Source organism: Variovorax beijingensis, from assembly GCF_007828835.1.
Lineage (GTDB): Bacteria > Pseudomonadota > Gammaproteobacteria > Burkholderiales > Burkholderiaceae_C > Variovorax > Variovorax beijingensis_A.
The window spans coordinates 177,020-190,884 of record NZ_VIVL01000011.1 but is presented as its reverse complement, the minus strand read 5'-3'; the positions used below and the strand labels follow the sequence as shown (position 1 = coordinate 190,884).

Here is a 13,865-nt window from a genome sequence, read left to right as displayed (position 1 = left end):
CAGTTTAGCTGAAGCTTTATGCGCCGGAAGCTGGCGTAGACCCTGTGTTTTCAGAGAGCTCGGCGGCCATGGCCTCGATCACCAAGGCGCGCAGCACGGCCTCGATTTCCTCGCGTAGCCGAGGCACCATCGCATCGAGTTGCTGCTGCACGGCGGCAGAGACCGTGTCGCTCAGGCGCTCTTCCAGGGACAGGTCGACGCGCTGCAGGACGCGGTGCAGAAGCTGCTCCTCGAGCCGGACGATTTCGGCCTCGGAGCGCTGCTCGGCCGGAGGCAATGCCACGGCCTCGGCGGGGTCGACCGCTGGTGGCGGCGGCGCGCTGGCGGGCTTGGCCGCCTCGGCGGCGCCCAGGGGCTCGGCCGGCAGGTCGAGCACCGTGGTCAGCGTGGGGACGAACCGGGGCGGCGTGCGCAGCGTGCTGGCCATCAGGAAGCGCTCCTTGCAAAGTCGTGCGGCTGGATCGAATAGCCCCGGTCGGCATAGTGGCGCCAGCGCGAGCGGCCGATCTGCCGATCGTCGGCCTCGTTGCTCACGATGTCGACCAGGCGCTCGAAGCGCTCGAAGCCGACGGGCACCGTGGGCCCGAGATTGACCAGCATCTCGCGGTGCGCGAGGCCCGCGGCATCCGTGCCCTCGGCGCAAAGAATGACCGGCGAGCGCGCCACCAGGTGGGGCTGCGCATCGCCGCGGCAATGCGCGATGAAGTCGCAGGGCGAGAGCTGCCAGAGCGCCGCATCGACCGCTTCCAGCACCTGCGGCTCGCCCACCACGACCACCCGCAAGCCGCGCACGCTCACAGCCTTGCGCACCAGCCGGCAGGCGTAGTTCGCCTTGTCCGGCAGATTGAAGTGAAAGCCGATTTCCGTCACTGCGCGGACCGGGCCTTGCGCACCGCCTTCTTGGGCGATGCGGCCGGGGCCGCGCCGCTGCGCGCGCGTTCCATCAGATAGGCGACCAGCAGCCCCACGGGCCGACCGGTCGAGCCCTTGGCCGCCCCGCTCTTCCAGGCCGTGCCCGCGATGTCCAGGTGGGCCCAGGCGAAGTCGCCGGCAAAGCGCTGCAGGAACTTGGCCGCGGTGATCGCGCCGCCGGCACGGCCGGCCACGTTGGCGACATCGGCGAAGTTGCTCTTCAGGCCCTCGGCATATTCGTCGTCCAGCGGCAACCGCCAGCAGCGGTCCTGCGACTGCTCGCCGGCTGACTGGAGCGCCTCGGCCAGCGAATCGTCGGTGGTGAACAGGCCGCTGCGCACGCCGCCCAGCGCCACCACGCAGGCGCCGGTGAGCGTGGCGATGTCGATCACGGCCGCGGGCTCGAAGCGCTTGGCATAGGTGAGCGCATCGCACAGGATGAGCCGACCCTCGGCGTCCGTATTGAGCACTTCGATGGTCTGGCCGCTCATGCTGGTCACCACGTCGCCGGGCTTGATCGCGCGGCCGTCGTTCATGTTCTCGCAGGAGGGCACGAGGCCCACCACGTTGATGGCCGGCTGGATTTCTCCGAGCGCGCGGAAGGTGCCGAGCACGCTGGCCGCGCCGCACATGTCGAACTTCATCTCGTCCATTTCGGCCGCCGGCTTGAGCGAGACGCCGCCGGTGTCGAAGGTGATGCCCTTGCCGACCAGCACCACGGGCGCCTGGTCCTTGGGTCCGCCCTGGTAGCGCAGCACGATGAAGCGCAGCGGCTCGGCCGAGCCCTGCGCCACGGCCTCGAACGAGCCCATGCCGAGCTTGTGCACTTCCTTGGGGCCCAGCACCTCGCACTTGACGCGGGGCAGCTTGCCGAGTTCCTTGGCCGCCTCGGCCAGCAAGGTGGGCGTGCAGTAATTGCCAGGCCGGTTGCCCCACTCCTTGGCGAGCTCGACGCCGGACACCGTGGCACGGGCTTCGCCGAAGGCCTTGTCGACCGCCGCCGCGTCGGCCACGCCGAGCGTCAGGTGGCGGATGCTGCGGCCTCCTTCGCCGTTGGAGGCTTTCGACTTGGTGGTGGTGTAGACGTAGCTGGCGTCGGCTGCGGCCGCGACGGCGCACGCCACGGCCGCGCCGTCGGCATGTTGCGCGAACACCAGGACCAACCGCTTGGGCCCGTAGGCCTTGGCTGCATTGACCGCCGCGATGACGCCGCTGCGCACCGAGGCGGGCTTGCCGTCGCCAATGGCGGCCAGCACCACGCGCGAGGCCACCACTTCGTCGGGATGGTAGAGCGCGAGCAGCTTGCCGGCCTTGTCGGGCAGGTCGCCGGCCTTGCGGGCGCTGGCAATCAGCGCGGACAGGGGGTCCTTGGCCGTGAGGGGGGCGCTGCCGACGAGCACGATCAGCACGTCGGTTTTTTCGGCCGCGGCGCGGGCGACGGTGAGGGTCTTGAGCTGAAAGTCCATAATCCTTTTTTTCCTCGAACGATGTTATTCCATTCTTCCCTACGCAAGGAGCTGTCGCGCAGCTTCGGAGCGACCCTCGTGGTCCTGGTCACCATCGTGATGACCATGATGCTCATCCGCACGCTCGGGCTCGCCTCCAAGGGCAGCGTGAACCCGTCCGAAGTGTTCCTGGTGATGACGTACACGGTGCTCGGCTACATGCCGACCATCCTGAGCCTGAGCCTGTTCATCGCCATTGTCGGCACCTTGTCGCGCATGTACCGCGACAGCGAGATGGTGATCTGGTTTTCCAGCGGACGGGGCCTGGCCGATTTCGTCGAGCCGCTGTTCCGTTTTGCCTGGCCGGTTCTGGTGCTGATCGCGGTGATGGCATTGCTGGGCTGGCCCTGGGCCAATTCGCAGACCATCGGCATGCGGGCGCAATATGAAGGGCGCAGCGACATCGAGCGGGTCACGCCGGGCGAATTCCGCGAATCGTCCGGGCGCATGCGGGTCTTCTTCATCGACAAGGACACGCCGGATGGCGCCACGGCCACCAACGTGTTCATCTGGGCGGTCGAGCGCGGCCTGCAGATCACGACCTCGGCGCGCAGCGGACGCATCGAGAACGTCGGCAACAACCGCTTCCTGATGCTGAGCAACGGGCAGCGGCTCGAGCGGCCCCTGCTGCCCACCGCGGGGCTCAAGATCAGCGAATTCGAGACCTACGGCACCCGGGCCGGCAGCACCTCCGACTTCTCCGCGGACAACACGCCCGCGCGCGCCAAGCCCACGCTTCAGCTGCTGCGCGAGCCCGGCGACGCCAGCCGCGGCGAACTGGCCTGGCGCATCGGCATGCTGCTGGCGGCCATCAATTTCGTGCTGCTGGCGCTGACGGTGTCGAGCGTCAACCCGCGCGTGGGGCGAAGCGGCAACCTGCTGTTCGCGCTGTTCGCCTTCGTCGTCTACTACAACATGCTCAACCTGGGCCAGAGCTGGATCAGTTCCGGGCGCTTCGGCATGGGCTCGTTCATGCTGCTGCTGCACGGCGGCGTCCTGCTGATCGGCGTTGCATGGCTGCTCCTGCGCAACAACAACTGGGGCCGCAGGCGCAGGACCGAGCACGTCATGGCCGGTGGCCTGCCGCCTTCGCCACCCTCGAAAATCGACCCGACCTCGTGAAAACAATCCGACGCCTGATCTATGTCGAGGCACTGAAGGCCGTGGCTTTCGTGACCCTCGGCTTCCTGAGCCTGTTTTTCTTCTTCGACTTCGTCGACGAGCTGCAGTCGATCGGCCGACCCGAAAGCCTTGCCTACGGCCCCGCGCAGGCACTGATCTACGTGACCCTGCTGATTCCGAGCCACCTCTACGAACTGCTCCCGATCACGGTGCTGATCGGCTGCATCTTCGTGATGGCGCGCCTTGCGCAAAGCTCGGAATACACCATCCTTCGCACCAGCGGCCTGGGGCCCTGGCGCGCCCTGCGCACCCTGCTGCTGCTGGGCGTGGGCTTCGTCTTTCTGACCTTTGCCATCGGCGACTACATCGCACCGGCGTCCGAGCGCACCGGCCAGCTGCTCAAGTCCCGCTACCAGGGCTCCTACTCGCTGGTCGGCAACACGGGCGCCTGGCTCAAGGAAAAGCGCGAGAACGTGTCCTATGCGGTCAACGTGCTGTCCATCGCCCGCGACGGCTCGCTCAAGAATGCGCGCATCTTCGAGTTCGATGCCAACGGCTATGTGCGCAAGCAGCTCGTCGCGTCATCGGCGCACATCTTCGACGACCACTGGCAACTGTCGGACGTCGAACTGCAGGACTACGAGACGCGCGCCTCCGCGGAAAAGGCCCGCATCGTGACCACCAAGGTGCCGCAGCTCGACTGGCCGACCACGCTGACCAGCGAAATGGTGTCGGTGGCGCTGCTGCGGCCCGACCGCATGGGCACCATCGACCTGTTCGACTACATCCGGCACCTGGAGGCCAACGGCCAGACCGCGCAGCGCTACGAGATCCAGTTCTGGCGCAAGGTCTTCTACCCGCTCTCATGCCTGGTGATGGTGGTGCTCGCCCTGCCCTTCGCCTACCTGCACTTCCGCCAGGCCGGCATCACCACCTACGTGTTCGGCGGCGTGATGATCGGCATCAGCTTCTTCCTGCTGAACAACGTGTTCGGCTACCTCGGCAACCTGAGCAACTGGTCGCCATGGCTGACGGCGGCGGCGCCCGGACTCATCTATTCGGTGATGTCGCTTGCCGCCTTCAGCTGGCTGGTGCTCCGAAGGTAGCGAAGATGGCAATGGGGAACGCAAGAGGCATCGTGCTGCTGGCGCATGGTTCGCGCGACGAGCGCTGGCGCGAACCCATCGAGGCGGTGGCAGCGCGCGTCACGGCGCTCGATCCGCAGGCCCGCGTGGTCTGCGCCTACATGGAGCTTGCGGCGCCCGACCTGCGCACGGCCGCCGCGGCCCTGATTGCCAGTGGCGCCAAGGCGCTTCGGGTGGTTCCGCTCTTCCTCGGCATGGGCAAGCATGCCCGCGAAGACCTGCCGCTGCAGGTGGATGCGCTGCGCCAGGCCTGGCCGCACGTCGACTTCCAACTGGCCGGCATCGTTGGCGAAGAGCCCGAACTGGTCGATTTGCTGGCCAGAATTGCAAGCAAATCTTGAACTTGCAGCCATTTCCATAGACTCCGAAGGCATAATGAATTCCGTAATAAGACGGAATTTGATATGAATCTGCACCAGTTCAAGTTTGTTCAGGAAGCCGTGCGGCGCAACCTGAACCTGACGGAGGCGGCGAAGGCGCTGCACACCTCGCAGCCGGGCGTGTCCAAGGCGATCATCGAACTCGAGGAAGAGCTTGGCGTCGAGATCTTCGCGCGCCATGGCAAGCGCCTGAAGCGGGTCACCGAGCCGGGCCAGCACGTCATCGCGAGCATCGAATTGATCATGCGCGAAGTCGGCAACCTCAAGCGCATCGGCGAGCAGTTCAGTGCGCAGGACAGCGGCACCCTCTCGATCGCCACCACCCACACACAGGCGCGCTACGTGCTCCCGGTGCCGGTGGCCAGGCTGCGCGAGGCTTACCCCAAGGTCAACGTGAGCCTGCACCAGGGTTCGCCCGACCAGGTCGCGCGCATGGTGATCGACGAGATCGCCGAGGTGGGCATCGCCACCGAATCGCTCTCGGATTACACCGAGCTCGTGACCCTGCCCTGCTACGAATGGCAGCACGTGCTGGTGCTGCCCAAGGACCATCCGCTTGCGGCCAAGGAGCGCATCTCGCTCGAAGACCTGGCGCACGAACCCATCATCACCTACCACCCGTCGTTCACCGGCCGCACGCGCATCGACCATGCCTTTGCGCAGAAGAAGCTCACGCCGCGCATCGCGCTCGAGGCGATCGACTCCGACGTGATCAAGACCTACGTGCGCCTGGGCCTCGGCGTGGGCATCGTGGCCGAGATGGCGGTCCGCGACGAATCGAACGCCGATCTCGTGGTGCGCCCGATGGGCCACGTGTTCGGCCAGAACATCGCGCGCGTGGCCTTCAAGCGCAGCGCCTACCTGCGCAACTTCGTCTTCAAGTTTGCCGAGCTGCTGTCCGACCGGCTCGACCGCAACCTGATTGCCAAGGCCCTGAGCGGCCACCAGCAAGACTACGAACTTTGATCCAGATCCCGATTCCGAATCCGATTCCGAGCACCACCATGAGCGCCCTTCCTTCCTCCCCCCGCACCCCGGAGATCGCAACCAAGCTGCCGGCCGTGGGCACCACCATCTTCACTGTGATGTCCGCGCTCGCGGCAGAGAAGAACGCGGTGAACCTCGGCCAGGGCTTTCCCGATTTCAACTGCGACCCGAAACTGCTCGAAGACGTCACGGCCGCCATGGCCGCGGGCCACAACCAGTACCCGCCTATGCCCGGCATCCCGGCATTGCGCGAAGCCATCGCCGACAAGATCTCCGCGCTCTATGGCCACGCCTACAGCGCCGCCGACGAGATCACCGTCACCGCCGGTGCAACACAGGCCATCATCACCGCCATCCTTGCGGTGGTGCGCGCGGGCGACGAGGTGATCGTTCTGGAGCCCTGCTACGACAGCTACGTGCCCAACATCGAGCTCGCCGGCGGCCGCGTGGTGCGCGTGCCGCTCGTGCCCGGCACCTTCCGCCCCGACTTCGACAAGATCGCCGCGGCACTCACGCCGCGCACGCGGGCGATCATCGTCAACACGCCGCACAACCCGAGCGCCACGGTCTGGACCGCCGCCGAAATGCGCAAGCTCGAGGAACTGCTCGCGCCGACCGACGTGCTCGTGATTGCCGACGAGGTCTACGAGCACATGGTCTACGACGGTGCACAGCATGAAAGCGTGGCGCGCTTCCCGGGCCTGGCGGCGCGCAGCTTCATCGTGAGCAGCTTCGGCAAGACCTACCACGTCACCGGCTGGAAGGTCGGCTACGTGGCTGCGCCCGCGCCGCTGATGGCCGAATTCCGCAAGGTGCACCAGTTCAACGTGTTCACCGTCAACACGCCGATGCAGCATGCGCTTGCGCAGTACATGGCCGAGCCAAAGCCGTACCTCGAACTGCCCGCGTTCTACCAGCGCAAGCGCGACCTGTTCGCCGCCGGCCTGGCCCGGAAGACCCGCTTCAAGCTGCTGCGCAGCGAGGGCAGCTATTTCCAGTGCGTCGACATCTCGGCGGTGAGCGAGCTGTCCGAAGCCGAGTTCTGCCTGTGGCTCACGCGCGAGATCGGCGTGGCGGCGATTCCGCTGTCGGCGTTCTACGGCAATGGTTTCGACCAGCGCGTGGTCCGCTTCTGCTTCGCCAAGAAGGACGAGACGCTGATTGCGGCGCTGGATCGGCTCGCACGGCTTTGAACGGGCTCGCACGGCTTGAATGCCGACGACACCGGTAGGAAAGCCCTGACCACCGAAGAAGCGGCTATCCGGCGTGCCGCGGGTCTCCTGACATCGAGCATGGATCTCGTAACAACAAGGCCCTGGAGAAACGCATGTCCCTCTCGTTCATTCTGCTGATCGTTCTGATATTGCTTCTGATCGGTGCGCTGCCGAGCTGGGGCTACAGCCGGAGCTGGGGCTACTGGCCCAGCGGCGGGCTGGGCCTGGTCCTGCTGATCATCATCATCCTGGTGCTGATGGGCCGCATATGACGCTGCCCGACAGTTCCGGCACCTGAAGGAAGCCCGCGCGAAGCGGGCTTCTTTTTTTTGTCGCCCGCCGATCCCGATCAGGCCTGCAGCTGGGCCCAGGCCTTGTCCAGCCGCTTGACGCTGACCGGCTGCGGCGTGCGCAGCTCCTGCGCGAAGAAGCTCACGCGAAGCTCCTCGAGCAGCCAGCGGAATTCAAGCATGCGTTCGTCCACGACGCCCTTGCGCTCGGCCACCAGCCGCCAATAGCGCTGCTCCTGCGGCCGCAGTTCGGCCAGCTTGGCGGTGTCGCGCGCCGGGTCGCTGCGCAGCTTGTCGAGCCGCAGCACGATGGCCTTGAGATAGCGCGCGAAATGCTGCAGCTGCGTCCAGGGCGCGTCGGCAATGAAGCGCTTGCCGACCAGGCGCTGCAGCTGCTGCGCGGCGTCCTGCACGGACTCGGGCTGGATCTTCGTGTCCTTGATCTTGCGCGCGGCGGCCGCGTACTCGGCCAGGATGGCCGAAGCCAGCCGCGCCACCTCGTTGGCGATCAGCGTGAGCCGGCCGCGGCCCTCCTCGAAGCGGCGCTTGAAGGCGAACTCGTCGGTCGGCAGCGGCTCCTGCAGAAAGGCCCGGTCGATCGCCACGTCGATGATCTGCGTGCGCAGTTCCTCCGAGGTACCCAGCGGCATGTAGGCCACGGCCATCTTCTGCAGGTCGGGGATGTTCTTCTCGAGGTATTTGAGCGCATCCTTCAGCTGCAGTGCGAACAGCCGGCGCAGCCCGGCGCGGTGCTTCGCGGCGGCTACGGCCGGCTCGTCGAACACCTCGATGGTGACGGCATCGCCTTCGTCGCGCAGCGCCGGAAATCCGATCAGCGATTGCGATCCGCGGCGCACTTCCATCAGCTCGGGCAGTTCGCCGAAGCTCCAGCTCGTGTAGCGCTGGCCTGCGGGCAGGCTCGGCGCGGCGGCATTACCCTTTGCCGGCGTGCGCCCTTCGGCTTCTGCGGGCTTGCGGTCCGCCGATGCCTTGACGTTGAGGCCCGCCAGCGCCTGGAAAGCACCGCGCGCCTGCGCCCCCAGCTCCGCCTTGAGCGCTCCCAGGTTGCGCCCCATGCCCAGCTGGCGCCCGTGTTCGTCCACGATGCGCAGGTTCATGAACAGATGCGGCGGCAGCATGTCGAGCTTGAAGTCGGCACGCTTGACGTCGATGCTCGTTGCGTCGCGCACGCGTTTGAGCAGCACGTCGGTCAGCGAGCCATGGCCGAACACCTCGGGCGCCGAAAGCTCTTCCGTGAGCTTTGCCGCAGACTCGGGCAGCGGCACCAGCCGCGAGCGCGGCCGCTGCGGCAGGCTCTTGAGCAGTGCCTGGATCTTGTCCTTGAGCATGCCCGTCACCAGCCATTCGCAGCGTTCTTCGCTCACCTGGTTGAGAACGAAGAGCGGCACGCTGACCGTGAGGCCGTCCTTCGCGTCGCCCGGCTCGTGCAGGTAGCTGGCCGCGCAGTCGACGCCGCCCAGCCGCAGCGTGGGCGGAAAGGACTGCGTGGTGATGCCCGCCGCCTGGTGGCGCATCAGCTCCTCGCGCGTCAGGAAGAGCAGGCGCGGCTGCTCCCTCGACGCATGGCGGTACCAGTTCTCGAACGTGATGCCGCTTGCCACGTCGGCGGGCAACTGCGCGTCGTAGAAGGCGAAGATCAGTTCGTCGTCCACCAGCACGTCCTGCCGGCGCGCCTTGTGCTCCAGCCCTTCGACCTCGCGCACCAGCTTGCGATTCGCTGCGAGGAACGGGAACTTGCTTTCCCACTGCCCGCCGACCAGCGCTTCGCGGATGAAGATCTCGCGCGCCGCCACCGGGTCCACCTTGGTGAAATCGACGCGGCGGCCGCTGTACACCACGAGGCCGTAAAGCGTTGCGCGCTCCAGCGCCGAAACCTGCGCGCCCTTCTTCTCCCAGTGCGGGTCGAGCAGCTGCTTCTTCAGCAGATGGCCGGCCACCTGTTCGAGCCACTGCGGCTCGATGTTGGCGATGCCGCGGCCGAAGAGCCGCGTGGTCTCGACCAGTTCGGCCGCGACGATCCAGCGGCCCGGCTTCTTCTTCAGGTGCGCGCCCGGATGCTTGTAGAACTTGATGCCGCGCGCACCCAGGTACGCCTCGTCGTCTTCCAGCTTCCAGCCGACGTTGCCGAGCAGGCCCGCGAGCATCGACAGGTGCAATGGCTCGTAGCCGGCCGGCTCGGCATTGATGCGCCACTTGTGCTCGGTCACGACCGTGAGCAGCTGCGAATGGATGTCGCGCCATTCGCGCACGCGGCGGATGTTGATGAAGTTCTGGCGCAACAGCTGCTCGTACTGGCGGTTGCTGAGCTTGTGAGTGTCTCCATGGCCGCCGCGTGCATCGGCGATCCATTTCCACAGCCGCAGGTAGCCGCTGAACTCGCTCTTCTCGTCGTCGAACTTGGAGTGCGCCTGGTCGGCCTGCTGCTGCGCGTCCATCGGGCGGTCGCGCACGTCCTGCACGCTGAGCGCCGAGGCAATGATCAGCACCTCTTCGAGCGCACCGCGTGTGCGGGCTTCAAGAATCATCCGGCCCACGCGCGGATCGAGCGGCAGCCTGGCCAGTTCGGTGCCCGTGGCGGTGAGCTCGTTGGCGTCGTCGACCGCACCGAGTTCGTTCAGCAGCTGGTAGCCGTCGGCGATCGCACGCGGCGACGGCGCCTCGAGAAACGGAAAGCGCGCCACGTCGCCCAGGCGCAGCGACTTCATGCGCAGGATCACGCCCGCGAGCGAGGAGCGCAGGATTTCCGGATCGGTGAAGCGCGGGCGGCCCGCAAAGTCCTTCTCGTCGTACAGGCGGATGCAAATGCCGTTCGCCACGCGGCCGCAGCGGCCTGCGCGCTGGTTGGCCGCGGCCTGGCTGATCGGCTCGACCAGCAGTTGCTCTACCTTGCTGCGGAAGCTGTAGCGCTTCACGCGTGCCGTGCCGGTGTCGATCACGTAGCGGATGCCCGGCACCGTGAGCGAGGTTTCCGCCACGTTGGTGGCCAGCACGATGCGCCGGCCGGTGTGGCTGTCGAAGATGCGGTCCTGCTCGGGGCCCGACAGCCGCGCGAACAGCGGCAGCACCTCGGCATTGCGAAACAGCGGCTGGTGGCTCAGATGGCGGCGCAGGTGGTCGGCCGCCTCGCGGATCTCGCGCTCGCCGGGCAGAAAGACCAGGATGTCGCCGGCATTGTGCGGATCGCGCCAGAGCTCGTCGACGCCATCGGCAATGGCGTCGTTCAAATCGTGCTCGCGCGACTCCTCGAAGGGACGGTAGCGCTGCTCGACCGGGAAGGTGCGGCCCGACACCATGATGGTCGGCGCTGGCCCTTTCGCCGAGGCAAAGTGCTGCGCGAAGCGCTCGGCGTCGATGGTGGCCGAGGTCACGATCACCTTCAGGTCGGGCCGGCGCGGGAGAATCTCGCGCAGGTAACCGAGCAGGAAGTCGATGTTGAGCGAGCGCTCGTGGGCCTCGTCGATGATCAGCGTGTCGTAGGCCTTGAGCAGCGGATCGGTTTGCGTCTCGGCCAGCAAAATGCCGTCGGTCATGAGCTTGACCGAGGCGTCGCGGCTCAGCCGGTCCTGGAAGCGCACCTTGAAGCCGACCACGTCGCCCAGCGGCGTCTTCAGTTCTTCGGCAATGCGCTTGGCCACCGAGCTGGCGGCAATGCGCCGCGGCTGCGTATGGCCGATGAGCCGGCCCTGGCCCGGCGGCGCATTGAGCTTGCCGCGGCCGAGCGCCAGCGCGATCTTCGGCAATTGGGTGGTCTTGCCCGAGCCCGTTTCGCCGCAGACGATCACCACCTGGTGCGCCGCAATGGCGGCCATGATTTCATCGCGCCGGCCGGAGACGGGAAGCGATTCGGGAAAGTCGATGCGCAAGGGGGCGGAAGGTGTCGTGGTCGTCAAGGGAAGGCTGTTCGGGAAGGCACTGCAGGCAAACCGCACATTATCGGCGCGCGCCGCCGCTGTTGCACGCCTCCCACAATGCGCGGCCATTGCGCCACCCGCATAGTAAATAGTCTTTACTCCGACGGCCCCGCCCGCTAGGATTGCGCCCATGACCTCCTTCCTCGCCCCCCTCACTTTGCGCAACCGCCGCGCAAGCCATGCCCCGGTGCATGGCGGGGTCGGGTTGCCGCGTCCGGCCTGAAGAAGAAGCCCGCGCGTCCGTCGCACCGGACGCCTGCTCGCTTCCAGGACCGAAGCGCAGCAACCGACCTCCCGCAGCGTCCGCCATTTGCTGCCTCCTCGCCGCGAGGGAGCGGCGGCTTCTTCATTTCAGTTTTGTTTTTCTCAAGAATTCCATGTCCAACGACATTCATTCAGGCCTGCATGCAGCGCTGTCCGAGCGGACGCGCCATCTGCAGGCGGTGGCCCAGGCGCTCAAGACCGAGCTCTTCGGCATCGACGACATCATCGATCGCGTGATCGATTCGCTGCGCGCCTGGTACGTGCTGCCACAACTTATCAGCCGGCCGGTCATCGTGTGCCTCTGGGGCCTCACAGGCACCGGCAAGACGCAGCTGGTGCGCCGGCTCGCGCAGCACCTGGGCTTCTACGACCGCTTCATCGAGGTACAGATGGACGGCTTCAGCCACGGCTCGGGCTACGGCAGCCGGGGTTCGATCTCGGCCATGCTGGCCGAGTCGGGCATCGACGAAGGCACGCCGGGCATCCTGGTGCTCGACGAGTTCCAGCGCTTTCGCACGCTCGACGGCAACGGCCACGACGCCAAGGTCGAGCGCTACCAGGACGTCTGGGCGCTGCTGTCCGACGGCCGGCTGCCGCCGGCGCTGTCGATGCTCGGCGAGATCGAGTCCTCGCTCGCCCAGGCCGAATACGAGCAGGACCGCGACGGCCCGGCCGACAAGAAGAAGGCGAAGAAGCGAAAGCTGCACCTCGCGCCCTGGGAGGCGCAGGAAGTCAAGCGCTGCCTCAAGCTGCCCGACACGCTGCTGCAGATCATGGCCTGGAAGCCGGCCGAGGTGCACGCACGGCTGCGCGCCTTCCGCGACTCGCAGCAAAGCTGGGAAACCGACTACAGCAAGCTGCTGGTGTTCGTCTCGGGCAACCTCGACGAGATGTACGCAGAGACCGCGCGCCGCGTGGAGGACTGCGACACCGACGCCGACATCTTCCATGCACTGACGAAGAAGCTCTCGCTGATCGACGTCAAGAAGGCGCTGGCCGAGCGCTTCAAGCCCGAGCAGATTGCGCGGCTGGGCAACAACCACGTCATCTATCCCTCGTTCAGCCGGGCCACCTATGTGCAGCTGATCCTGTCGATCTGCGACCGCTATGTGGAAGACATCCGCCAGAGCTCGGGCGTGCGCTTCATGCTCGAGTCGAGCGTGTACGAGCAGATCTATGCCAACGCGGTCTTTCCGGCGCAGGGCACGCGCCCGCTGTTCTCGTCGATCCATGCGATCCTGAGCGCAACGCTCGTCAACGCCGCGCTCTGGGCGCTGGAGCAAGGCGCGGGCGGCGGCGAACCGGTGTGGCTGTCGCTGGAAGCGGCGGCGGACAAGTCCTGCATCGTGGCGCGGTATCGAAAGGGCAAGGCGCAGCGCCGCTTCCCGGTCACGCTCGAACTCAACCAGCTCAAGAAGCGCTCGAACGAGGACTTCCGCGCGCTGCTCGCGGTGCACGAGGCGGGCCACGGCGTGGCCTACGGCCTGCTCTTCGGCCGCGCGCCGCAGGAGATCAAGATCAACGTCGCGTCCTTCGAAGGCGGCTACAACAGCTACGAGCAGCGCAAGGCCTGGTCCCGCCAGAACCTGCGCGACCGCATCTGCGTGAGCCTGGCGGGCCGCGCGGCCGAGCAGATGGTGTTCGGTGCGCAGGCCTGCACCTCGGGCGCCTCGCAGGACTTTCGCCAGGCCACCGCCTACGCCGCGCAGTACGTGCGCCATTTCGCCTTCGGCACGCGGCTGAGCCGCACCGATGTGGCCAACGACGCCGAGGACAACCTCAACACCGACCTGGAAGCCACCAACCCGGAAATCGAGGCGCTGCTGGCGCAGGAGCATGCGCGTGCGCTGGCGCTGCTCGAGGCGCACACGCCGGCCTTCATGGCGGCGGTGGACGCCCTGGTGCGCGAAGGCTCGGTGGCACCGGCGCAGCTGGCCGAAATGCTCGGCCTGCCGGCCGACGCGGGTGATTCGACCGACGCCTATGCCGCGCTGCTGGCCACTTTCAGGGCCCGCAGGACGGACGGCCCGGTGCCGCCCGAGCCCGGCGCCGGCCCTGGCGCGGCCACTCGCGCCGCCCGCCTGCTGCGTGCGATGGCCTGAGCTGCACCAAGC

11 protein-coding genes are annotated in these 13,865 nt (G+C 66.9%); 7 read left to right on the top strand and 4 right to left on the bottom strand.

The genetic code is table 11. The annotated features are described in order from the left end of the window. Positions 1–16 precede the first annotated feature (16 nt). From FB547_RS26800 to FB547_RS26790, 3 genes are read right to left on the bottom strand one after another with little or no spacing between them, the layout of a single operon-like run. On the bottom strand, positions 17–427 hold the full coding sequence (locus tag FB547_RS26800; protein ID WP_145746674.1) for a hypothetical protein: 411 nt from the start codon (positions 425–427) through the stop codon (positions 17–19). Beyond that, on the bottom strand, positions 427–870 hold the full coding sequence (locus tag FB547_RS26795; RefSeq protein ID WP_145746673.1) for a DNA polymerase III subunit chi: 444 nt from the start codon (positions 868–870) through the stop codon (positions 427–429). The genes FB547_RS26800 and FB547_RS26795 overlap by 1 nt, the downstream gene beginning before the upstream one ends. Continuing rightward, on the bottom strand, positions 867–2,378 hold the full coding sequence (locus tag FB547_RS26790; RefSeq protein WP_145746672.1) for a leucyl aminopeptidase: 1,512 nt from the start codon (positions 2,376–2,378) through the stop codon (positions 867–869). Before FB547_RS26790 ends, FB547_RS26795 begins: the two co-directional genes overlap by 4 nt. A gap of 21 nt (positions 2,379–2,399) precedes the next feature. Between FB547_RS26790 and lptF the strand changes: the two genes are divergently transcribed. The 6 genes from lptF (at position 2,400) to FB547_RS26760 (ending at position 7,537) form a co-directional block, all read left to right on the top strand. Beyond that, positions 2,400–3,539 carry an LPS export ABC transporter permease LptF gene (gene lptF, locus FB547_RS26785; RefSeq protein WP_145746671.1) on the top strand — a complete coding sequence of 380 codons (1,140 nt, stop codon included), beginning with the start codon at positions 2,400–2,402 and terminating at the stop codon, positions 3,537–3,539. Beyond that, complete coding sequence (gene lptG, locus FB547_RS26780; protein WP_145746670.1) at positions 3,536–4,645, top strand: LPS export ABC transporter permease LptG; 1,110 nt, start codon at positions 3,536–3,538, stop codon at positions 4,643–4,645. The genes lptF and lptG overlap by 4 nt, the downstream gene beginning before the upstream one ends. A gap of 5 nt (positions 4,646–4,650) precedes the next feature. Continuing rightward, complete coding sequence (locus FB547_RS26775; protein WP_145746669.1) at positions 4,651–5,025, top strand: sirohydrochlorin chelatase; 375 nt, start codon at positions 4,651–4,653, stop codon at positions 5,023–5,025. Between the two features lie 63 nt (positions 5,026–5,088). After that, a complete protein-coding gene (locus tag FB547_RS26770) occupies positions 5,089–6,030 on the top strand; it encodes a CysB family HTH-type transcriptional regulator (RefSeq protein WP_145746668.1) in 942 nt (313 codons plus the stop codon). Between the two features lie 38 nt (positions 6,031–6,068). Next, on the top strand, positions 6,069–7,244 hold the full coding sequence (locus FB547_RS26765; RefSeq protein WP_145746667.1) for a pyridoxal phosphate-dependent aminotransferase: 1,176 nt from the start codon (positions 6,069–6,071) through the stop codon (positions 7,242–7,244). A gap of 134 nt (positions 7,245–7,378) precedes the next feature. Continuing rightward, the gene (locus FB547_RS26760; RefSeq protein ID WP_124959571.1) at positions 7,379–7,537 is read left to right on the top strand and encodes a DUF3309 family protein; all 159 of its coding nucleotides are present in this window, start codon (positions 7,379–7,381) and stop codon (positions 7,535–7,537) included. Positions 7,538–7,614: 77 nt separating this feature from the next. Here FB547_RS26760 and hrpA read toward each other — a convergent pair whose 3' ends face one another. Further along, positions 7,615–11,556, bottom strand: a complete 3,942-nt coding sequence (hrpA, locus tag FB547_RS26755) for an ATP-dependent RNA helicase HrpA (protein ID WP_410000819.1) — start codon at positions 11,554–11,556, stop codon at positions 7,615–7,617. Between the two features lie 308 nt (positions 11,557–11,864). Between hrpA and FB547_RS26750 the strand changes: the two genes are divergently transcribed. After that, on the top strand, positions 11,865–13,853 hold the full coding sequence (locus tag FB547_RS26750; RefSeq protein ID WP_145746665.1) for an AAA family ATPase: 1,989 nt from the start codon (positions 11,865–11,867) through the stop codon (positions 13,851–13,853). Positions 13,854–13,865 lie beyond the last annotated feature (12 nt).

Coding starts and splice junctions, on each gene's coding strand:
- FB547_RS26775 (WP_145746669.1), top strand. CDS start 4,651: ATGGCAATGGGGAACGCAAGAGGCATCGTGCTGCTGGCGCATGGTTCG.
- lptF (WP_145746671.1), top strand. CDS start 2,400: ATGTTATTCCATTCTTCCCTACGCAAGGAGCTGTCGCGCAGCTTCGGA.
- FB547_RS26800 (WP_145746674.1), bottom strand. CDS start 427: ATGGCCAGCACGCTGCGCACGCCGCCCCGGTTCGTCCCCACGCTGACC.
- FB547_RS26770 (WP_145746668.1), top strand. CDS start 5,089: ATGAATCTGCACCAGTTCAAGTTTGTTCAGGAAGCCGTGCGGCGCAAC.
- FB547_RS26750 (WP_145746665.1), top strand. CDS start 11,865: ATGTCCAACGACATTCATTCAGGCCTGCATGCAGCGCTGTCCGAGCGG.
- FB547_RS26760 (WP_124959571.1), top strand. CDS start 7,379: ATGTCCCTCTCGTTCATTCTGCTGATCGTTCTGATATTGCTTCTGATC.
- FB547_RS26765 (WP_145746667.1), top strand. CDS start 6,069: ATGAGCGCCCTTCCTTCCTCCCCCCGCACCCCGGAGATCGCAACCAAG.
- FB547_RS26790 (WP_145746672.1), bottom strand. CDS start 2,378: ATGGACTTTCAGCTCAAGACCCTCACCGTCGCCCGCGCCGCGGCCGAA.
- hrpA (WP_410000819.1), bottom strand. CDS start 11,556: ATGGCCGCGCATTGTGGGAGGCGTGCAACAGCGGCGGCGCGCGCCGAT.